Source organism: Frankia sp. CgJB1, assembly GCF_977947065.1.
Window position 1 is genome coordinate 1 of record NZ_CDWTNB010000054.1, and the last position, 21,463, is coordinate 21,463.

Below are 21,463 nucleotides of genomic sequence, written 5' to 3' on the forward strand. Positions count from 1 at the left end.
GCGCCATGCGCCCGGCCAAGAGCGCCGCCCACTCGACGAATGGGAGCGTCGGCACCGAGATCAGCGGCGATCTCTCCTGCTACGAACGCACGGCACTCAGAGCCAGGAAGGACGTGACCGCAAGTCACGTAACGATGTCACAACGCAGAAAGCAGGCTACAGTCAGTCCAACACGCCGACGGGCGGGGCAAGCCTTGGGCGCCCAGCCCCTGCTACCTGGCATGTCCCTGACTCACGGATCTTCGCTTACTGCGATGGACTTGTTTTGTGGAGCGGGCGGACTGTCTCAAGGGCTACGCCAAGCGGGGCCGTGAACTTCTCTGCAAAGAATGGTGGCCGGGGACGACAACGCCGTCTTCGACATCCGGATCGTCGAATTCCTGCGACGCAGGGGCGGGTATACCGGAGCACGTGAACGTCGCCGGCCTGCTGCTCGCCGCCGGGGCCGGACGGCGGATGGGACGCCCCAAGGCCCTGGTCGAGCTGGGCGGTGTGACGCTGGTCGAGCGGGGTGTCCGCCTGCTCACGGCGGGGGGCTGCCGGCCGGTCGTGGTCGTCACCGGCGCCGCCGCGGACGAGGTGGGCGCCGTCGTGCGACGCCTCGCCACCCGCCGGGTCGCCGGGCCGGCGCCCGCGGGCGAGGATGCGCCCGAGATCGGCCTGGAACCCACGGCTGGGATGGAACCCACGGCCGGCCCGATTCCGGAGGTTCGCCTGGTATCGGCCGCGCGGTGGGCCGAGGGTGTCGGCGCGTCGCTGCGGGCCGGTCTCGCCGCCCTGGTCGGCACCGACGCCGACGCCGTGGTCGTCACCCTGGTAGACCAACCGTCCCTCGGCGCGGCGGCGGTGCAACGTCTGATCTCCGCCGCGGCCGATCCGGGGTCGACCCATCCGGCGCTGACCGCCACCTACGGAGGCCTGCCGGCCCATCCCGTCCTGCTACGCCGCTCGGTCTGGCCCGAGGCGGCGGCTCTCGCGCGCGGCGAGGTCGGCGCCCGGGCATGGCTGCGGGCCCACCCGGGACGGGTCACCGGCGTGCCCTGCGACGGCACCGGCTCACCCGCCGACGTCGAAACCCTGGCCGACCTCGAAACCCCAGCCGCCGTCGCCCCACCGACCTCGCCATCGGCGACGCGCACACCCAGCCCGGGTAGAACGCGAAGGACCCATAAGTAGGAACACCGCCGCAACGACGTGAGAAACGGAAGAACAACAGCAGACCCCGGTCTTCCAAGAAAGTGATGACGCCCAACCGGGCTATCGGCAGTATCGGCGGCAGGGGAACCGGCGCGGGGCACAATATCATCACTATGGATTCGGAATAAAATAACTTGTTCACTTCGGGGTCCTCGCGAGCCCGTGACCTGCGAAGACGCATATTGGCTTGCATTAATTACTTCATTACGAATTCTATCTGGGGCCGACCGGACACCCGGGGATGGTGTCGGGCGCTGCGCGATGGGCTCGGCGAGAAACAGCGGGAAACGCAGGCAGACCATCGTGCTGGTGGCGGGTCAGGGACGGACACGACGCTCGCTCGCGGAAAGGACGTCTCCGCGTCCGACGCCCGTCATCGATCCCGCCGCAACAGATTTCGTGGTGGCGCGTCCCATCACGGCGGGTCCCGGGCCGGTGGCCGCGGCCGTGGCCGCGCCGTCACCGTCGGCCTGGGCATCGTCAGCGGCGCGGCGCTGCTTGTGCTGGGCGCGTTGACCGCCACCGGGATCGGGTTCGCGGCCCGCGCCGCCTGGGATGCCGGACCGGCCGGGGAATGCGCGGACGGCGGCGAACGGGCCACCCTGACCATCACCACCGCGCCGGCACTCGCGGCGCCGATCAGCCGGCTCGCCGCCGACTTCGATCTTCGGCGCGCCGGTGCCGAGGGCTCGGCGGGCCCGTGTGTGACCCTCGCCGTGTCGGCGGTCGCCTCCGACCGGGTGCTCGACACGCTGTCCCGACCGGAGTCGCCGGACTCCCCCGGCCCGCCCGACGTCTGGATTCCGGAGTCGGCCGACTGGCTGGAGCTGGGCCAGGAATCGGACCCGGCCACGGCGCAACTGCCGGCGAAGGCCACGACGATCGCGGGATCGCCCGTCGTCATCGCCATGCCGAGACTCATGGCGCAGCGCCTCGGTTGGCCCGAGCATCATGTGACCTGGGCCGAACTGGCCGCGGCCGCGGGCGAGGCCGATTTCTGGACCCACCGGGGCGAGCCCCGGTGGGGGGACTTCCGGTTCGCCATGGCCAATCCGGAGAACTCAGCCGCCGCGCTGCGGGCCGTCGTCGGAACGGTGAGCGCCGCCCGCGGACTCACCGCGGCCGAGATGACCACCGGCACGTTCGACCAGGATCGCGCGGCCCAGCTCACCGTGCTCCGGCAGGAACGCTCCATCGACTGGCTGCCGGAGTATGACCAGCAGCTCTTCGACTCGGTGCGCACCGGCGGCACGGAGAACGGCGCGGCCGGATCCGCTCCCTCGGCCTTCCCGGCCCTGGAGGCCGATGTCATCGCCTACAACCGGTCCCTGACGAGCCAGAACGGTAACCGCCTAGCCACGACGCTGGTGGCGTCCTACCCCTCGGACGGGATGTTCACGGCGACGGTGCCGTACATCGTCCTGAAGAAGACGGCGAGCTCGTCGTCCCGGCGGGCCGCGGCGGACGCCTCCGCCACCTTCGTGCGCGGGGACGCGGACCGCGCGGCCCTCACCGGAGCCGGTTTCCGCACACTCACCGAACTGGCGGGCCACGATGATCCAAGCGGGCTGGCCGAGACGCTGAACGCGACCGATGGGGTGCGCTCCGTCCCGCCGAGGCTGGCGAGCACGGACGCCTCCGACAGCACGCTCGGCACGGCTCGGCGGTTCTTCCGCCATGCCCGTCAGCGTGGTGCCACCCTCGTGACGCTTGACAGCTCCGGATCGATGGCCGAACCGGTCCCGGGCACCGACCCCGTCAAGAACTCGGATGCAGGCGGCCATCGAGACCTCCCTGGCCGGCCTGCGCCTGTTCGCACCCGACAGCCAGGTCGGTCTCTGGCGGTTCTCCGGCGAGCAGGGCGTCCAAGGTTACCAGGATCTCGTGCCGATGGCTCCGCTTAACGCACCCGGACGAGGCGGCACCCATCGGGACGAGCTGATCGCCGCGCAGGCCGGGATCGTCCCCGGCGGAGCCACCGATCTGTACGCCACCACGCTCGCGGCCTTCCGTTTCCTGACCCAGCACTACGTCCCCGGCCGGCTCAACCAGGTCGTCATCCTCACCGACGGTCGCGACACGAACCGGGGTGCTGCCACGCCGAGCCTGGACGGGCTGATCGAACAGCTGCACGCCGACTACGACCCGAAGCGGCCGGTCGCCATAATCATGATCGCCTATAGCAACGACGCCGACCTCACCGCGCTGCGGCGCATCGCCGCGGCGGCCGGAGGACGCTCCTACCTCCGGCCGGACCCGAGCCAGGTGGTCGACATCTACCTCGACGCGCTGACCCGCGTCCGCCCCTGAAGCCACGCGCGTCCCTGAAGCAGCTCAGACGGGAACCCCGGCGGCACGCCGTCTGCCAGCTCGGGTCCGGCGCGGATCGGGACTCGCGGCGTCTGGGAACCTCCGCAGGTATTCGCGTTCGAGCTCCAGCATCCGCGCGGTGTGGGTCTCGAAGGCGTCCTCGCTCCCCGCGATGAAGGCGTCGTGCCGGGTGCGATGCAGGTGCCGCAGCTCCCGGACGAGGTCAACGTCGGTCAGCTCCTGCGCGGGGATTCCAGCTGGTCGGTGCATCATGCCCTCGGTCTACCCATTCCGGCGGCGCGATTCCCGGCTGGCGGGAGGACCAGCAGGTTCGGCGGGATCGGAACATCCGGCCCCGGGCCGGGCGGTGATACCGGATCCGGCGCGGGCTCGGGTGGCGTCGGCTCGGGACCGGGCAGAACAGGATCGGGGATCGGCGAGGGCTCGGGTGGCGTCGGGCCGGGACCCGGCGGCGGGACCGTGAGGATGACGGGATACGTGGTCTGCATCTGATTGCGGTGCCCGGATGGCGCTCTTCACACACCGGGACGACCAGATGCCCGCTCCTTCTGGTCGACCACTGGTCAGGCACTCTGGCCGGCCACTGGTCAGGCGCTGGTCGATCTGTGGCTGGCTCGCTACCGTTGCGCACTATGACCATGTTGGTCGGATCGGCGGCTTCTTCCTGCGACGTCATCCAACGCACCGAGCAACGTATGTCCCGAATGGTCGGCTATACCAGAGCAGCCTGTGCGACGTTCATGATCATTCCGCTCTTCGGCTGGGCTCGCCTGCGCCACCCGTGGATCGCCGTGCTGATCGTGGCGGCCGCAGCCGTCGAGGCATCCTGGTTCACCTGGCGGGTCTGGCGGCGGCCTGGCCGGCTGTCCCCCCGGCTGGTCCTAGCGGACGTCGCCTTCTGCGTGGCGCTGATGCTCGTCGGGTCCAGAGCCGCGCAACCCGACGAACGCAACAAGATCATGACTGAGCTCGTGCCGTTCAGCCTCGTCGCACCCGCGGGCATCGGCTTCGGCCTCGGGCTGACGCTGCTCGCGGTCGGTGCGGTGGCCGTCCTGATGGCGGCGTGGAGCCTGGCCGTGCTGCCGGACGTCTCCCTCAAGCTCGGTTCGGACCTGTTGGGCTTCGCCCTGTGGTACGTCGTCGCCATGCTCATCGCCCATGAGCTGCGCGCGCTCTCCGCGGCGACCGCGGCCGCCCAGGACGAGGCCGCGGCGGCCGGGCGGCTCGCGATCGAGCAGGAGAAGGAGGCCGAGAGCCTGCGCCAACGCGAGATCACCCATCGGGAGATCCACGACTACCTGCTCCCCGTCGTCGATCACGTCGCCGCCGGTGGAGTGCCCTCGCCGGCGCTCGTCCGGGAGGCCCAGCGCGGGGCACAGCGGGCGCGTCGGATCATCATGGATCCACGCGGGATAGACCCGAGGGCCCTGGCCGTCGACGGCACGGCTTCGCCGGGCTCCACCCAGAACGGCCTCGAGGAGATGATGTCCGCGGTCGTGGACGCCTTCGCCGACGAGGGGCTCGCCCTGGTGCCCTTCGTGTCGATCAAGGGCGAACCGCCCGCGGAGGTCCGCGAGGCACTGGTGGCCGCGACGAGGGAGGCCCTGCGCAACGTGGTTCGACACTCCGCCAGCACCGACGAGGTTCACCTCTTCGTCGAGGGCGACGCGGATTCGGTGCTGGTGGTCGTCCGGGACAGGGGGGTGGGGTTCGATCCCGGCTCCGTCCGACCGGGCGGAGGCATGACCGGAAGCTATTCCGCTCTGCGCCGGTATGGCGGGGAGACCCTGGTGACCGCCTGGCCGGGTGGTGGGACGAAGGTGACCTTCCGCTGGCCTGCCGCCGAGCCGACCGGGGACGGCACGCCCGGGGACGGTCGATGAGCGTCGATCGCCGGCCGGTCTCGGTGGCGATCATTGACGATCACCCGATCGCCACCGAATCGCTGGCCGCCAGGTTCGCCGGCGCGGGGTTTTCCGTGCTGGCGCCGGCCCCGAGCCTGGAGACCTTCGACCGGGACGCCACGCCCGGGATCGTGGTGTGCGACCTGCACCTGCCCGGGGTGTCCGGGGCCGCCGCCGTGGCCGACCTGCATCGGCGCGGTCTTCGGGTGCTGGCGACCTCCGGGGTGGCGACACCGGACGAGGTCCTCGACGCGGCCGCCGCACAGGCTCGCGGCTTCGTTGAGAAGACCGCCCCGGCCCAGCAGTTCGTGGCGGCGGTGACCGCCGTCGCCGAGGGTAGCTTCCACGTCTCCGCCCGCCTCGCCGGGTTTCTACTGGAGGATGCGCACCGGCGACCGCTGTCCCGGGGCGAGATCGGGCTCGCGGAACGGAACCTGCTGCGCGGACTCGCCCAGGGCGACCTCATCGATGAACTGCGCGGCGAGTGGGGAATGACCGCCGCCACCGTGCACGACCTGCTCGATCGAATCTTCGACGCCGCCCGCCGACGCCGCCGCCTGCACCGGCCCTCCCCGCGGGAGGCTGAGGTGATGGTCCTCGTCGGTTGCCGGGGCATGTCCCACCGGGAGGCGGCACGGGCGATGAACGTCAAGGCCAGTGTCATCGCCGACTATCTGCGCACGGCGAAGGCGAAGTACGTGGCGAGCCATCCCGACGCCCCGGCGACGATCCCGCCCAGCACGGCGGCCGCCCTCTGGGCCCGCGAGCTCGGGTTCGGCTGAGCCCCCCTTGGCTAAGGCCCCTCGATTGAGGCCCCCTTGATTTCGAGGGATTGTCCTGCGCCAACTTCGGCCACACCCTCGTCAGGATGGGCGGGGGAGACGGCGGGGACGAAGGTCATCCGCGGTCCTGTCGTCTCTGGGCAGCCTTCCTCGGGTCGTTCCTGGGACCGGATGCGCTCCCCGTCGGCATGTGGCGGATCAGATCTCCCGACGTCGCGACGGCCCATCCGGCTGACCAACCGATCCCCGGCGACGGCACGAATGCCGAGGCGGACGGCCGTGAGATCCAGGCGGTGCACCGTGGGCACGCGATCTGGCTGGGCACCCCGGACGCGGATCTGTACCGGCTGGACGACTCGCGGTGGCTGCTGCGCAACAACCGGAGGGCCGCCCTACTCACCCGACACCTGGTCGCCCGGGCCGGGCCCGTCACGGACGGCACGGCCGGCACGGCCGGGTCCGCCCACCTGCATCTCGCCACCGGCGATCCGCTCGCGGGCTACCTTCAGATCATCCGGCTCGGACCGATGGTCGCCCGGCTGCGCACGATCCCCGGCGAGGGGTCCTCGCTACCGCGCACCATGGCCGTCGATCTCGGCAAGCAGGCCGCCGAGCAGGTAGCCGGACTGGCCGCCGCCACGGGCGACCTGCGTCGCGCGCCCTGGCGCCCCAGCCGATGGATCACCCGGACGGATCGGTGACGGCCGGGGATCATCCGCTTTCCCCCGATGATTGAGGGATGGTGTCGGCCCATCGGAACTACCAGGATCGAGGGCACGGACCACGCCGGTGCGACGGGTCGGGCCGGATCGTCGGGGGAAGCGAGACGGCTTGGTGCCGGATCGGGGGCGCACCGGCGTGGTTCCGCGGACTGTCGGTCGCCGGGGAAGGCCGGCAGTCTGCCTGTTCATGCCGGCAGGCGCCGGCAGGCGCTGTCCGCACCGGCGAGAGCCGCTACGAAGGGCAACCGGTCGCAAACATTCGGTCCCAGCTTTTGCCCCACTGGTGAGGGTGTCGCTGGTGGCTTTGTCGACATCGCTACGATCTGCCCACTGGAAACGTGGACAGAGGGTGCTGTGGGCGAGCCGATCCTCGCCATCGACTACGGCACCTGCAGTGCCTCGGCCGCCTTGGCCGTCGACGGTCGCATCGAACCGGTGAAGGAGCCCGCGAGCGGCTCGGCGAGCTGGCCCGCGTCGGTCTTCGTGGACGGCGGCAGCCTGATCGTCGGCACGCTCGCTGAGCGGCGCAAGCGGATCTGGCCCGCGGCGAGGTCAAGCGCGATCTGGCCCGGGACAGCGCCGTGTCGCTCGACGGCCGCGGCTATCCGGCGCACGTGCTGGTGACCGCGGTGCTGTCCGCGCTGAAGGCCGAGGCCGAACAGCAGCTCGGCGGTGCGGCGCTGTCGCGGGCCGTCGTCACGATACCGGCGAGCTACGATCCCGCCGGCCCGCTGCGCCGGACGATGATCGCCGCGGCGGAGGCCGCCGGGTTCGTCGACGTGGACCTGCTCGCCGAGCCGGTCGCGGCGGCCTGGTCGCCGGTGGTCGGCGCCGCGCCCGAGCCTGGCTCGCTCATGCTCGTGTACGACCTGGGTGGCGGGACGTTCGAGGGGGCGCTGGTCGCGGTCGGTGAGGACGGCCGGCACGAGCTGCTCTCCCACTCGGCTCTGCACGACTGCGGCGGCCGCGAATTCGACCAGATTCTGTTCGACGAGATCCTGGGGTTGTACGGGCCGGGGCTGGAACCGCTACTGAATCCGCCCGGGATCGGCGAGACGTTCCAGACCACGGCCAACCGGACCCGCCACGAGCTGCTCGATTTCGCCCGGGCGGTGAAACATCAGCTCTCCGACATCGCCGTCGTGGAGGACGTTTTCAGCCCGGCCGGCCTGCTGGTCAGCATGCAGCGTGACCGGTTCACCCAGCTCGCCTCCCCCATCCTGGCCCGCACGATGGCCTGCTGCCAGCACCTGCTGAAGTCATCCGGTTACGGACCGGACAAGCTGAATGGGGTGCTCCTCGTCGGGGGCAGCTCCCGGATCCCGGTCGTCACCGACATCCTCGAAGGTCGGCTCGGGGGCGGCACCGACTGGCCGGGGCAGCAGATCTACCTCCCCGCCGATCCCGAGCTCGCCGTGGTGCTCGGCGCCGCCGCCTGGGCAAGCTCGGTCTCCACTCGCCGGACCACCGCGGCGCGCCCGAATCCGGTCCTGCAACCGGCTCGCTGGGATATCCCCGGCGGGCGGGCGACGATGGTGCGCTGGCTCGTCGAGCCCGGGGAACGCTTCGACGCGAGCGCCGTGCTGGTGCGGGTCCGCCTCACCGACGGTTCCCTGTTCGACCTGGCCGCCGAGGCACCGGGTAGCCTTATCCACACCCACGCGGCACCCGGCACTCCGGTCCGCGACGCCGACTGGTTGGCGACCACGCTTCCGTCCGGGCCGGTGCCGATGGGGTCGGCGGTGCCGGCGGACCTGCGCGGCTTCGAGCGCAGCAGCCGCCCGTCCCACCACGTCGAGGTCACCGCGCGGGCCACCCTCAAAGGACACGAACGCGATGTCACCTCGGCGGCCTTCTCCCCAAAGGACACGAACGCGATGTCACCTCGGCGGCCTTCTCCCCAGACGGCAAGGTGCTCGCCACCACCAGCAAGGACGGCACCCGGCTGTGGGACGTCGCCACCGGCCGAACGTCGGTCACGCTCAGCGGGCGCAAGAGCCTGGTCGTGCACGGCTGCGCCTTCTCCCCGGACGGCAAGCTGCTCGCCACCACCGGCAGCGACAAGACGGCCCGCATCTGGGACGTCGACGCCGCCCGCCAGACGGTGACCCTGACCGGGCACCGGGGACCCGTGTACGGCTGCGCCTTCTCCCCGGACGGCAGCCTGCTCGCCACGACCAGTACCGACCGCACCGTCCGGCTGTGGGGTTCGTCGACCGGGAAGAACCTTGCCACCCTCAACGGCCATCGCGGCTCGGTCTACGGCTGCGCCTTCTCCCCCGACGGCCGGCTGCTGGTCACCGCCGGCGCGGAGTCCACCCTGCTGTGGGACGTCACGGTCGGCAAGATCATCATGAGCCTACCCGGGCACACGAACTTCGCCGGCGGCTGCGCCTTCTCTCCCGACGGCCGGCAACGAGGGCACCCGGCTCACCGACGCCTCCAGCGGCACCACCGTGCTCACCCTGCCGGGTTCGGCGCAGAGCTGCGCCTTCTCCCCGGACGGCCACCTGCTGGCGACGGCGAGCACCGACGACACCGCGCAACTGTGGGACGTCGCGACCGGGTCCGCGATCGCCACCCTCACCGGGCACAGCAGCACGGTGATGAGCTGCGCGTTCGCTCCCTACGGCCTCCTGCTCGCCACCACCAGTACCGACATGACCGCTCGGCTCTGGGACATCATCTACACCCCCTGACGCTCCGGCCGTCCCGGCAGGCAGATCCGCCGCCCGGAACTCCCGGAGATCAGGTCGGGAAGACCGAGCCGTCCCGCGGCGGGCACTTCAGGCCGAGGTCGTCCAGCACCGCCTCGGGCACGACGCCACACCCGACCTCGTAGGTACCGAGCTGGACCAGTTCCCACCCGGAGTCCGTGTGATGCAGTACCCCCTCGGCCCGGTCGAGATCGGCCACAGTCGGGCGCAGCTCGGTCAGTGCCCAGCTCGGGTCGCTGGCGGCCACGGTGGTCCCGGTGACCTCGTAGTTCTGCGGCGGAACATCCGCGGTGAACGGGCTCGTCCGGACCGCCTCGGCAATCGCGCCCGCATCCCCGGCCGACGGCGGGAAGGTGCCGGCGCCGCGAGCTACGGCGGCGACGACGCGGCTGGTTTCCCCGGGAGCCGACGCCACCGAGGACGATCTGGAACAGGCGAACGCCGTACCCACGGTCACAACTCCCGCGGTGACCAGAGTTGCGGTGGGCAGTACCACCCGGCGCACGATACGGGGACGGTTACCGCGGACGGCGGACCGAGGACGACTATGGCGAGCCATGCTGTGCACCTACCCAGTTTGCGCAGGTGAACCCCCTGAAGGGGGATACTCCAACGGTCAACCCGACGACAGATCACATCGTGATCCCGTTGATATTCTCCCATCTCTCACTACCTCCGACCACATTAGTCTCACCAAGATAAAATCTTGGCAAGATGTGATGCGATACTTGACCGAACGTGGTGTCCATCCCATCGGAGCCGTCGGGCCCGCCACCCGGGGGAGGTGCCATTCGAGGGGGTCCCCGTCGTCTCGTCGATGGACATCGCGGCGAGTGGCACACCTACGATTCCGCGGCCCCCGGGCATTCACAGAACCAGCTCACAGCAAGACCTCAGGTAACAGCCAGCCAAGGAGGCGAAGCTGACACCATGCAATCGGTGCGGGTCCTCGTGGTAGACGACGAGACGACACTGGCGGAGTTGCTGTCGATGGCGCTGCGCTACGAGGGGTGGGAAGTGCGCAGCGCCGCGGATGGTCGCGGAGCGCTGCGGCTCGCCCGCGACTTCCGGCCGGACGCGGTCGTTCTCGATATCATGCTGCCCGACATGGACGGCTTGGAGGTGCTTCGGCGCCTGCGGGCGGAGAGCCCGGACGTACCGGTGCTGTTTCTGACCGCCCGGGACGCCGTCGAGGACCGGGTGGCGGGACTCACCGCCGGCGGCGACGACTACGTCACGAAGCCGTTCAGTCTCGAGGAGCTCGTCGCGCGGCTGCGCGGACTGATGCGTCGCGCCGCGCGCACCACCGAGGCGTTGCAGGGCGCCCGGCTCGTCGTCGGCGACCTCACGATGGACGAGGAGAGCCGGGAGGTGCAGCGCGCCGGCCAGCCGGTGCACCTCACCGCCACCGAGTTCGAACTGCTGCGCTTCTTCATGCGCAACCCACGCCGGGTGCTCAGCAAGGCCCAGATCCTCGACCGGGTCTGGAACTACGACTTCGGCGGCCAGGCGAACGTCGTCGAGCTCTACGTCTCGTACCTGCGCAAGAAGATCGACGCCGGCCGCCCCCCGATGATCCACACGATGCGCGGGGCCGGGTACGTCCTGCGGCCGGCCGATCCGGCGCTGGCACCGAAGACCTCCGCCACCCCGTCATCGAGGGGCACCGCGCCGGGCCCGGCATGAGCTCCCCGGCTCACCGGATCGTGCCGGTCTCGCCCTCGCGCTGGTCGCTGCGCACCCGGCTGCTCGCCCTACTGATGCTCCTGCTGGCGACCGTCTCGCTGGCGATCGTGTTCGTCACCGCCGTCGCGCTGCGAGGTGTCCTCGTCGACCAGCTCGACAGGCGGCTGCGGGAGGCCAGCGGACGATGGGACCGGCCGGAACCCGCCTTTCTTCAGAACCTCCCGTCCTTCCCGGCCCTGCCGACCCTCCCGGCCCCAGCCGAGGGGAACGCCGGCTACGGCACTGCCGGCGGCTCGGCCACCGCCGCCGGCTCCGCTGCCCCCGCCGATTCCGCTGCCAATTCCGCTGCCAATTCCGCTGCCGACTCCGCTGCCGCCGGCCAGCCGTCCAGCCTCAGCCCGCAGCAGCTGCGGGTCCGCCGGTTCTTCCGTGGACCGGTCGATCCGGGAACGCTGGGAGCCGTCGTGGACGAGGATGGAACCTACGGGGCCTTCATCGATACCGCCGGTGAGGGGAAGGAGCTGACCACCGCCGAGACCGCCGTCGTCGCGGGCATTCCCGCCTACCTGCGGCCGTATACCCGGGCGTTCGGCGATCAGGGTGACTATCGGCTCCTCGCGAGGACCACCCCTGACGGTATGACCGTCGTCACCGGGCTGCCGATGAAACAGGTGAACGCGACCCTCACCAGGATGGCGATGATCGCTGGGGTGATGGCCCTGGTGGGGGTCGCGGCCGCCGCGATCGCCGGCACGGCGATCGTCCGCGTCACGCTGCGACCGCTGCGGCGGGTCGCCGCGACGGCCTCCCGGGTCGCCGAGCTACCCCTCGACCGGGGTGAGGTGGCCCTGTCGGTGCGTGTGCCGCAGGTCGACACCGACCCGCGCACAGAGGTCGGCCAGGTCGGGGCGGCGCTCAACCGGATGCTCGGCCACATCGGTGCCGCGCTGGCCGCCCGGCACGCGAGCGAGATGCGGATGCGCCAGTTCCTCGCCGACGTCAGCCACGAACTGCGCACTCCGCTCGCGGCGATCAGCGGGTACGCCGAGCTGACCCGCCGGACCCGCGAGCACGTCCCCGCGGACGTCACCTACGCGATGAGCCGGGTCGAGTCCGAAAGCGCGCGGATGACGGCGCTGGTCTCCGACCTGCTGCTGCTCGCCCGGCTCGACTCCGGTCGGGACCTGGTCCGGGAACCGGTGGACGTCTCCCGGCTGATCATCGACGCGGTCAGCGACGCGCACGTGGCCGCCCCGGGCCACCGCTTCGCCCTCGGCCTGCCCGAGGAGCCGGTCACGGTCACCGGGGACCCGGCCCGCCTGCACCAGGTTCTCGCGAACCTGCTGGCCAACGCCCGCACCCACACGCCGCCGGGCACCCAGGTCACGGCGAGCCTGACCGTGAGCGGCCCCACGGCGATCCTCGCGGTCGTGGACGACGGCCCGGGCATCCCCCCGGATCTGCTCCCCGAGGTCTTCCAACGCTTCGCGCGCGGCGACAGCTCGCGGTCCCGCGCCGCCGGTAGCACCGGGCTGGGGCTCGCCATCGTCGCCGCCGTCGTCGAGGCACATCACGGGCACGTGCAGGCCACGAGCGAGCCGGGACGCACCGCCTTCATGGTCGAGCTGCCCCGATGCCTCCCACCCTCGGGGACGGTCCCACCCGAGCCTGCCTGCCTGACCGGCCCGACGCACCCCGACCGAGCTTCACAGCCTGCGTACAGGTAGATCACAAGAAGCCGAAAGGTCCGCGGTCGACAGTGATCCCCATGTCGCCCATACTCACCGACCCGGTGCCCCTCTCCGGAGGCGGTCGGGCCCCTGGACATCGGCGGCGCATGCCGTGGACCAGGGACCAGCCCCACCATGTGCCCTCCCCCGACGCCCCCACCGAGACCCGGCCCCCGGTCGACGGCTCCGGTGGCCTCGTAGCCGCCGAAGACGTAGCCGCCGAGGACGCCCGCTGGGCCCGACCAGCACTGGTCACCCTGCTGGTGGGCACAGGTGTGCTCTACCTGTGGGGCCTCGGCGCGTCGGGATGGGCGAACGCGTTCTACTCGGCCGCGGTCCAGGCCGGCTCGGTGAGCTGGAAGGCGTTCTTCTACGGCTCCTCGGACGCTGCCAACTCAATCACGGTCGACAAGCCGCCGGTCTCTCTGTGGGTCATGGCGCTGTCCGTCCGGATCTTCGGCCTGAGTGCCTGGAGCATCCTCGTGCCCCAGGCGCTGATGGGTGTCGTCACCGTCGGCCTGCTCTACCAGACCGTGCGGCGGCAATTCTCCGCCGGTGCGGGCCTGCTCGCCGGCGCGGTGCTGGCCCTGACCCCGGTCGCGGCCCTGATGTTCCGGTTCAACAACCCGGACGCCCTGCTCGTGCTGCTCCTGGTCGCCGCGGCCTACGCGACGTTGCGGGCGATCGAGCAGGCGAGCACCCGCTGGCTGGTGTTCGCCGGGGTCCTGGTCAGCTTCGCCTTCCTGACGAAGCTGCTGCAGGCACTGCTCGTCGTCCCTGTCTTCGCACTGGTGTACCTGGTGACCGCGCCGACCTCGTTCTGGCGGCGCGTCCGGCAAACCCTGGCCGCGGGGCTCGGACTGCTGATCCCCGCCGGCCTCTTCATCGCGATCGTGGAGCTCGTCCCGGCGTCCTCCCGCCCCTAACATCGGGGGTTCACAGCACAACAGCCTGCTGGAGCTCACCCTCGGCTACAACGGGCTCGGCCGACTTACCGGCAACGAGACCGGCAGCGTCGGCGGTGGCCGGATGGGCGGCCTGCCGGAATTCATCGGGAACGGCGCGGCAGGCGCCGTTCCCGGCGGCGGCACGGTCGTCTTCGGTCCCGGGGGTCCGGGCGGCCGCGGGGGCGGCATGTGGGGCCAGGCCGGTTGGACCCGCATGTTCGGCTCGGAGGTCGGCGGTCAGATCTCCTGGCTGCTCCCGACCGCACTGATCCTGCTCGTCGCCGGACTGTGGATCACCCGGCGCACCCCGCGGACGGACCGCGCCCGCGCCGCCTTCCTCCTCTGGGGCGGCTGGCTGCTCGTCACCGGCATCGTCTTCAGCCAGATGAAGGGCATCTTCCACGCCTACTACACGGTGGCGCTCGCCCCGGCGGTCGGCGCCCTGGTGGGGATGGGCTGCGCGCTGCTCTGGCGTCAGCGCCGGCATCCCGCCGCCGCCGTGGTCTCGGCCGCCACGATGGCTGCCACCACCGCCTGGTGCTACACCCTGTTGAACCGCACCCCCCAGTGGCATCCGTGGATCCGGTACGCCGTGCTCGTCGCCGGGATCATCGCGGCGCTCGGGTTCCTCGCAGCCATCCGACTGCCGCGGCGGGCCGCGCTCGGCGTCGCCGCCGTGGCGCTGGTCGCCGGGCTCCTCGGACCCGGCTCGTACGCCATCGCCACCGCGGCGACCCCGCACACCGGCTCGATCCCGGCTGCGGGTTCCGCCGGCGCCGGCTTCGGCGGGCCGGGTGGCGGCCGCATGGGCCAGGGCGGCCCGCAGGCTGGCCCACAGGGTGGTGGAATCTTCCCCGGTGGGGCCTTCCCCCGCGGTGGGCAGCAGATGCCCGGCGGCCAAGGCGGGATGCCCGGCCAGGCGGGTGGTGGTGCCGGAACCGGAACCAGCGTGCTGGGGAACGGGATCCTCGGCGGGCAGGAGACCCGGGGCGGTGGCCCGGGCGGTCTACTCAGCGCCGTCACTCCCAGCGACGCGATCGTGAAGCTGCTCAGGCAGAACGCGGACTCCTACACCTGGGTCGCCGCCGCGGTCGGCTCGAATAGCGCAGCCGGATACCAGCTCGCGACCCAGGACCCGGTCATGCCGGTCGGCGGGTTCAACGGGAGCGACCCCTCGCCCACCCTGGCACAGTTCAAGCAGTACGTCGCCGAAGGAAAGATCTACTACTTCATCGGCGGCGGCGGTTTCGGTCAGGCCAACGGCGGTAGCTCGTCCTCACGGGAGATCTCCAGCTGGGTGACGGAGAACTTCACCTCGAAGACGGTCGACGGCGTGACCCTCTACGACCTGACCGCACCGAAGACCGGCGCCACCGCCGGCTCCACGACGGGCACCGGCGTCACTACCTGACGCCGCTCCGCACCACAACCGCAATCGCCGAGGCGATCCTCAGCCCGGCCGACGCTCACAGCAGGCGCACAGCATCGGCACACGAGCGGCACAGCTCCCGAACCGAGGATGGAGAGCATGACGATGACGCGGATGCCTTCCTCGACGACCGTGATCTCCAGGATGACCGGGATGACCGGGACCTTCGAGACGACCGGGAGCACCGGAGAGAGCATTCCCGTTCAACATCATCAGCCTAGATGGCTCGGGCCGGACGGCGGCCGTCCGCGCCCGATGCTGGACGTCGTCATCCCCGTATACAACGAGGAGAACGACCTCGCTCCCTGCGTCCGACGGCTGTACGCCCACCTGACCGGGACGTTCCCGTACCCCTTTCAGATCACGATCGCCGACAACGCCAGCACCGACGGCACCTTGGTCATCGCCCAAGAGTTGGAGAAGGAGCTCCCCGAGGTCGCCGCGATCCACCTCGAAGCCAAGGGCCGCGGCCAGGCACTGCGGGCGGCTTGGGGCATCTCGCCCGCACCGGTGCTCGCCTACATGGACGTCGACCTGTCGACCGGCCTCGCCGCGCTGCTGCCCCTGGTGGCCCCGCTCATCAGCGGCCACTCGGATCTCGCGATCGGCACCCGGCTCTCCCCCGCCTCCCGGGTCGTGCGGGGACCGCGCCGGGAGATGATCTCCCGCTGCTACAACCTGATCCTCCGCAGGACACTGGCGGCCCGGTTCTCCGACGCGCAGTGCGGCTTCAAGGCGATCCGCGCCGACGCCGCGGCGGGCCTGCTGCCCTTGGTGGAAGACAGCGGCTGGTTCTTCGACACCGAGCTGCTCGTCCTGGCCGAACGGGCCGGAATGCGCATCCACGAGATCCCGGTCGACTGGATCGATGATCCGGACAGCCGCGTCGACGTGCTCGCCACGGCCATCGCTGACCTGAAGGGTGTGGTCCGCCTCTTGCGGGCGTTCGGCAGCGGAAAGCTACCGCTCGCCAGGCTGCACCAGGAGTTCGGCCGAGGCCCGCTCACCGCCGGCCACGCCGAGGAGGGCAAGGCCGTCGAGGTCCCGGGGGTACCGAAGGGACTCACCGGTCAGCTCCTGCGATTCGCCGCGATCGGGATCGCCAGCACGCTGTCCTATCTGGTGCTCTTCGTCCTGCTGCGGACAGTCACCGGGGCGCAGGTCGCGAACCTGCTGTCGCTGCTTCTCACGGCGGTTGCGAACACCGCGGCGAACCGGCGGCTGACCTTCGGTCTCACCGGTCCGGAGCGCGCCGGTCGCCACCATCTGCAGGGCCTGGTGGTGTTCGCCGTCGGCCTCGGCCTGACCAGCGGTTCGCTCGCGCTCCTGCACGCGGCGAGCACGAACCCCGGCCGCGGCATTGAACTCTCCGTGCTGGTGCTGGCGAACCTGGCCTCCACGGTCATCCGGTTCCTTCTACTGCGCGCCTGGGTCTTCCGCCCGGGCCGGGAGGCGGGGGACGTGGCCGGGACGCTCCCGGCCACGACACCCCCGCGGAGGCAGAACCCGACCGGCGGGATCAGGGACACAGCGTAATCAGGAACGCAGAATAAGCAGCAGGTCACCGACCTCGACGGAGTCGCCGCTGGAGCGGACGAGCTCCACGACGGTCCCGCCCACCGGGCTGGTCACCGCGGCCTCCATCTTCATCGCCTCCACCACCGCCAGCCGCTGGCCCTTCGTCACCGTGTCGCCCACCGCGACGCTGAACGTGACGATGCCGGGCAGCCCGGCGCCCACCTGGTTCGGATCGGCGGGGTCCGCCCGACGGGCCACCGTGGTGGTGGCCGTGATGGACGCGTCCCGGACCCGCACCGGCCGGGGCTGGCCGTTGACCCGCAGGTACAGGGTGCGCATCGCGGAGTCGTCCGGTTTGGAGAGCGTCTCCAGCTCCACGATGATCTCCACCCCGGGCTCCAAGGTGACGGTGAGCGGAACGCCGGGCCGCAGCCCGTACAAAAAGCCGTCGGTCGGGACCACGGAGGAGTCCCCGTAGGCGTCCACCGCCCGCAGGTAGTCCTTCCACGGGCCGGGGAAGAGCAGCCTGGACAGGGCCGCCCGCCGCCGGGTCCCCGGGAAAGAGAGCTCGGCGGCGTCCGCCGCGTCGAGGTCGACGGACGGCGGCGCCGGGCGGCGCCCGGCCAGCGCCCGTTCCCGGAACGGTTCGGCGAAGCCGGCCGGCGGCGTGCCGAGTTCACCTGCGAGGTAGCCGAGCACGCTGGCCGGCAGGTCGAACTCCTCGGGATGCGCACGCAACCGGTCCACGTCGACGGATCCGCCGGCGATGAACAGCGCCAGGTCACCGACGACCTTGCTGGTCGGCGTCACCTTGATCGGCTTGCCAAGCAGCTCGTTGGCGATCGCGTAGCACTCGGTGACCTCGGCCCACCGGTCCCCCAGCCCCAGCGCGATCGCCTGCTGACGCAGGTTCGTCAGCTGGCCGCCGGGAATCTCGTGCCGGTACACGGCCCCGGTCGGGGCTCGCAGCCCCGCCTCGAACGGGGCGTAGAGGTCGCGCACGGCCTCCCAGTACGGCTCCATCGCGGAGAGCGCGGGCAGCGCGATGCCGGTCGCCCGGGGAGTGTGGTCGGTCGCCGCCACCAACGCGGACATGTTGACCTGGCTGGTGCCGCCGGACATCGGCGCGGCGGCGGCGTCCACCGCGTCCACTCCGGCCGCGGACGCCGCGAGCAGGGTGGCGAGCTGGCCGCCCGCGGTGTCGTGGGTGTGCAGGTGGACGGGCCGGTCGAAACGCTCCCGTAGGGCCGTCACCAGCGTGGCCGCCGCCGCCGGGCGCAGCAGTCCCGCCATGTCCTTCACGGCGAGCACATGCACACCCGCCTCGACGAGCTGTTCGGCGAGGCGCAGGTAGTAGTCGAGGGTGTAGATCCGCTCCGCCGGATCGGAGAGGTCACCGGTATAGCAGAGCGTCCCTTCGGCGATCGCCCCGGTACCGAGCACCGCCTCGATCGCCGGGCGCATCTGCTCGATGTCGTTCAGCGCGTCGAAGATCCGGAAGATGTCGACGCCGGTCGCCGCGGCCTCGGCGACGAACGCCCGGACGACGTCGTCCGGGTAGGGGGTGTACCCGACCGCGTTGCGCCCCCGCAGCAGCATCTGCAGGCAGATGTTCGGTGCGGCCTGGCGCAGCGCAGCGAGCCGCTCCCACGGATCCTCCGCGAGAAAGCGCAGCGCGACGTCGTAGGTCGCCCCGCCCCAGGCCTCCAGGCTCAGCAGGTTCGGCGTCAGCGCGGCGTACGACGGGGCGGCCGCCAGGATGTCGAAGCTGCGCAGCCTCGTGGCCAGCAGCGACTGGTGGGCGTCACGCAGGGTGGTGTCGGTGACGGCCAGCGCCCCCTGGGCGCGCAGCCACGCCGCCCAGCCCGCCGGCCCGAGTTCCGTCAGCAACTGCCGGGATCCCCCCGGCAGCTGCGTGCCGCCGGGCGCCGTGCCGCGGGGCGCCGCCACCTGCGCGGGCGCGGGCGGCAGCAGCTCCCGGGGGTCGGCCAGGGCGACCGCCGGGCGCAGGAATCCGTTCACCGTGCTCTCGGCGAGGCGAGCCAGCAGCCGGCTGGTCGGGTCCGTCCCCTTGCCGGGAGCGAGCAGCTCCGGCCGTTCGTCGATGAACGACGTGCTCACCCCGCCGGCGAGGAAGCCGGGGTCGGCGAGGAGCCGCACCAGGAAGTCGATATTCGTACGCACCCCGCGGACCCGGAACTCGTTCAGCGCCCGCCGGGCGCGCCGCGCCGCCTTCTCCAGCGTGTTACCCCGGGTCGTCAGCTTCACCAGCAACGAGTCGAAGTACGGGCTGACTTCGGCCCCCGGGTACGTGGCGCCGTCGAGGCGCACCCCCGGACCGCCGGGTGACTGGTAGAAGCTGATCGTCCCGGTGTCGGGCCGGAAGCCGTCCGAGGGATCCTCGGTGGTGACCCGGCACTGGATGGCGGTACCGCGCAGGACGATCTGCTCCTGGGCGAGGTTGAGGCCGGCCAGGCTCTCCCCGTCGGCGATCCGCAGCTGCGCCGCAACCAGATCAACCCCGGTGACCTCCTCGGTGACCGTGTGCTCGACCTGGATCCGGGGATTCATCTCCATGAACGTGTACCGGTCGTCGGCGCCGAGAAGGAACTCGACCGTGCCCGCATTGACATAGCCGACATGCCGGGCGAACCGCACCGCGTCGGCGCAGATGCTCGCCCGGACCGCCTCATCGAGCCGCGGCGCCGGGGCGATCTCCACGACCTTCTGGTGCCGGCGCTGCACCGAGCAGTCCCGCTCGTACAGATGGATGATGTTGCCGTAGGCGTCGGCCAGGATCTGGACCTCGATGTGGCGCGGCCGGTCCACCGCTTGCTCCAGGAAGATCGTGCCGTCCCCGAAGGCGGCGGCGGCCTCCCGGGACGCGCTCGCCACCGCGTCGGCGAGGTCGGCGAGGCGTTCCACCCGCCGCAGGCCGCGCCCCCCGCCACCGGCGGAGGCCTTGACGAACAGCGGGAAGCCGACCTCCTCGGCGGCGGCGAGCGCCCCGGCGCCGTCCGGCAGCGGCACCGAGGCGCGCAGCACCGGCAGCCCGGCGGCCAGCGCGGCGTCCCGGGCGGCGACCTTGTCCCCGGTCAGCCGCAGGACCGCCGGGGGCGGTCCGACGAAGGTGATGCCGGCGGTGGCGCACGCCTCGGCGAGCACCGCCGACTCCGACAGGAAGCCGTAGCCGGGGTGCAGCGCGTCGGCCTCCGCCTGCTTGGCCACGGTGAGCAGGGCGTCGATGTCCAGGTATCCGCGCACCGGGTGCCCGGGGCCACCGATCTCGTAGGCCTCGGACGCCTTTGTCCGGTGCAGCGCGGAAACGTCTTCGGGCGTGTAGACCGCCACCGTGCGCAGGCCCAGTTCCTGAGCAGCTCGGAAAACACGGACGGCGATCTCACTACGATTTGCAACCAGTACCTTACGCACACGCGCCTCCTCGGACGGGTGCGCATCATTGTGGGGTGTGCAGGCCGCTACGTGCCAAAGTAACGTCTCAAGGGCCACCTTCGACAGATGGGCATAACCTCGGGGCCCATGACGGCCCGTATCGTAGTGTTCGGCGCGACCGGTTACACCGGCCGGCTGGTGACCGCAGAACTCGTGGCTGCCGGGCACCGACCTGTCCTCGCCGGCCGCACGGAGACCAGGGTCCGTGCCCTCGCCGCCGCCTACGACGGCCTGGGGACCGCCGTGGTCGACGCGACTACCCCGGCCGGCGCGACCACCGCGGCTGACGCGGCCGGCGTGGCTGACGCGGCCGACCGGACGGAGGCTCGGGGCGCGCCCAGCGGCACGTCGCTGGCCCGCCTGCTCGGGCTCGGCACCGGGGACGTGCTCGTCTCCACGGTGGGCCCGTTCCGCCGGTTCGGGCGGCCGGTCGTGGCGGCGGCGGCCGCGGTCGGCGCGCACTACCTGGATTGTTCCGGGGAGGGCGCATTCCTGCGGCACGTCTTCACCGAGGTCGGCCCGCGGGCGGCGGCGTCCGGGGCGGCGTTGATCCCCGGCGCCGGCTTCGACTTCGTCCCCGGCAACCTCGCCGGAGCACTGGCCCTGCAGGCGGCCGGCGGCGAGGCCCGCCGCCTCGACATCGGCTACCTCGTCACGGGCGCTCTCGGGATAAGCAGCGGAACGCGGGCGACCCTGCTGGCCGCGCTGACCGAGCCCGTCATCGTGCTACGCGGCGGCGTCCTCGTCGAGCGCCCGCTCGCCCGCGAGGTATGGTCCTTCCGGTCGTCCGGCAAGGTCACCGGCGGGTCGGGCGGCCGGCGGGGACACCCGGCGGTGCTGTGGTCGGGAGGGGAGCCGTTCACCCTGCCCCGGCTCGCGCCGGCGCTGACCGACGTCGCGACGTATATCGGCGGCGTCGACCGCGGCATCCGTGTGGGGCAGGCGCTGTCGTTCCCCCTGTCCGGGCTGCGTCGTTTCCCGCCGAGCCGGGCGCTGCTGGCCGCCGCCGCCCGGTCCGCCCTGCGGACGACCGGCCGTGGACCGGAC

The 21,463-nt window shown here is 71.5% G+C and carries 14 protein-coding genes and 2 pseudogenes; 12 read left to right on the top strand and 4 right to left on the bottom strand.

Annotation, left to right across the window (positions count from 1 at the left end):
- Window positions 1-411: 411 nt before the first annotated feature.
- The 3 genes from AC08OT_RS08605 (at window position 412) to AC08OT_RS08615 (ending at window position 3,507) form a co-directional block, all read left to right on the top strand.
- The gene (locus tag AC08OT_RS08605; protein ID WP_476593324.1) at window positions 412-1,176 is read left to right on the top strand and encodes a nucleotidyltransferase family protein; all 765 of its coding nucleotides are present in this window, start codon (window positions 412-414) and stop codon (window positions 1,174-1,176) included.
- Window positions 1,177-1,379: 203 nt separating this feature from the next.
- Window positions 1,380-3,101 carry a substrate-binding domain-containing protein gene (locus AC08OT_RS08610; protein WP_476593323.1) on the top strand — a complete coding sequence of 574 codons (1,722 nt, stop codon included), beginning with the start codon at window positions 1,380-1,382 and terminating at the stop codon, window positions 3,099-3,101.
- The gene (locus tag AC08OT_RS08615; RefSeq protein ID WP_476593322.1) at window positions 3,088-3,507 is read left to right on the top strand and encodes a vWA domain-containing protein; all 420 of its coding nucleotides are present in this window, start codon (window positions 3,088-3,090) and stop codon (window positions 3,505-3,507) included. Before AC08OT_RS08610 ends, AC08OT_RS08615 begins: the two co-directional genes overlap by 14 nt.
- 24 nt (window positions 3,508-3,531) lie before the next feature.
- On the opposite strand, the gene AC08OT_RS08620 is transcribed toward AC08OT_RS08615, so the two are convergent.
- Entirely contained in the window at window positions 3,532-3,780 is a 249-nt protein-coding gene (locus AC08OT_RS08620) for a DUF6158 family protein (RefSeq protein WP_011434791.1), read from the bottom strand.
- Between the two features lie 488 nt (window positions 3,781-4,268).
- Between AC08OT_RS08620 and AC08OT_RS08625 the strand changes: the two genes are divergently transcribed.
- The 3 genes from AC08OT_RS08625 to AC08OT_RS08635 are packed head-to-tail and all read left to right on the top strand — an operon-like array spanning window position 4,269 to window position 6,915.
- A complete protein-coding gene (locus AC08OT_RS08625; protein ID WP_476595944.1) occupies window positions 4,269-5,411 on the top strand; it encodes a sensor histidine kinase in 1,143 nt (380 codons plus the stop codon).
- Entirely contained in the window at window positions 5,408-6,214 is an 807-nt protein-coding gene (locus tag AC08OT_RS08630) for a response regulator (protein ID WP_476593320.1), read from the top strand. Before AC08OT_RS08625 ends, AC08OT_RS08630 begins: the two co-directional genes overlap by 4 nt.
- Window positions 6,215-6,264: 50 nt before the next feature.
- Window positions 6,265-6,915: a hypothetical protein gene (locus AC08OT_RS08635; protein WP_476602705.1), complete on the top strand. Its 651-nt coding sequence runs from the start codon at window positions 6,265-6,267 to the stop codon at window positions 6,913-6,915.
- Between the two features lie 401 nt (window positions 6,916-7,316).
- Here AC08OT_RS08635 and AC08OT_RS08640 read toward each other — a convergent pair whose 3' ends face one another.
- Window positions 7,317-7,448 carry a hypothetical protein gene (locus AC08OT_RS08640; RefSeq protein WP_476595948.1) on the bottom strand — a complete coding sequence of 44 codons (132 nt, stop codon included), beginning with the start codon at window positions 7,446-7,448 and terminating at the stop codon, window positions 7,317-7,319.
- Here AC08OT_RS08640 and AC08OT_RS08645 point away from each other — a divergent pair.
- A pseudogene (locus AC08OT_RS08645) lies at window positions 7,420-9,635 on the top strand (Hsp70 family protein). The gene AC08OT_RS08640 and the pseudogene AC08OT_RS08645 sit on opposite strands and share 29 nt — an antisense overlap.
- A gap of 49 nt (window positions 9,636-9,684) precedes the next feature.
- On the opposite strand, the gene AC08OT_RS08650 reads toward AC08OT_RS08645, so the two are convergent.
- The gene (locus AC08OT_RS08650) at window positions 9,685-10,212 is read right to left on the bottom strand and encodes a hypothetical protein (RefSeq protein ID WP_462203283.1); all 528 of its coding nucleotides are present in this window, start codon (window positions 10,210-10,212) and stop codon (window positions 9,685-9,687) included.
- 371 nt (window positions 10,213-10,583) lie between these two features.
- On the opposite strand from AC08OT_RS08650, the gene AC08OT_RS08655 reads away from it, so the two are divergent.
- From AC08OT_RS08655 to AC08OT_RS08670, 4 genes and pseudogenes are all read left to right on the top strand, one after another.
- Window positions 10,584-11,339, top strand: a complete 756-nt coding sequence (locus AC08OT_RS08655; protein ID WP_476593317.1) for a response regulator transcription factor — start codon at window positions 10,584-10,586, stop codon at window positions 11,337-11,339.
- Window positions 11,336-13,066: a sensor histidine kinase gene (locus AC08OT_RS08660; RefSeq protein ID WP_476593316.1), complete on the top strand. Its 1,731-nt coding sequence runs from the start codon at window positions 11,336-11,338 to the stop codon at window positions 13,064-13,066. Before AC08OT_RS08655 ends, AC08OT_RS08660 begins: the two co-directional genes overlap by 4 nt.
- Window positions 13,067-13,107: 41 nt before the next feature.
- Window positions 13,108-15,427, top strand: a pseudogene (locus tag AC08OT_RS08665) (glycosyltransferase family 39 protein).
- A gap of 273 nt (window positions 15,428-15,700) precedes the next feature.
- Window positions 15,701-16,981: a bifunctional glycosyltransferase family 2/GtrA family protein gene (locus AC08OT_RS08670; protein ID WP_476593855.1), complete on the top strand. Its 1,281-nt coding sequence runs from the start codon at window positions 15,701-15,703 to the stop codon at window positions 16,979-16,981.
- Here AC08OT_RS08670 and AC08OT_RS08675 read toward each other — a convergent pair whose 3' ends face one another.
- Complete coding sequence (locus tag AC08OT_RS08675) at window positions 16,982-20,395, bottom strand: pyruvate carboxylase (RefSeq protein ID WP_476593852.1); 3,414 nt, start codon at window positions 20,393-20,395, stop codon at window positions 16,982-16,984. It abuts the gene before it with no gap.
- Window positions 20,396-20,503: 108 nt separating this feature from the next.
- On the opposite strand from AC08OT_RS08675, the gene AC08OT_RS08680 reads away from it, so the two are divergent.
- The coding region (locus AC08OT_RS08680; RefSeq protein WP_476602706.1) for a saccharopine dehydrogenase NADP-binding domain-containing protein at window positions 20,504-21,463 on the top strand (960 nt) is incomplete at its 3' end.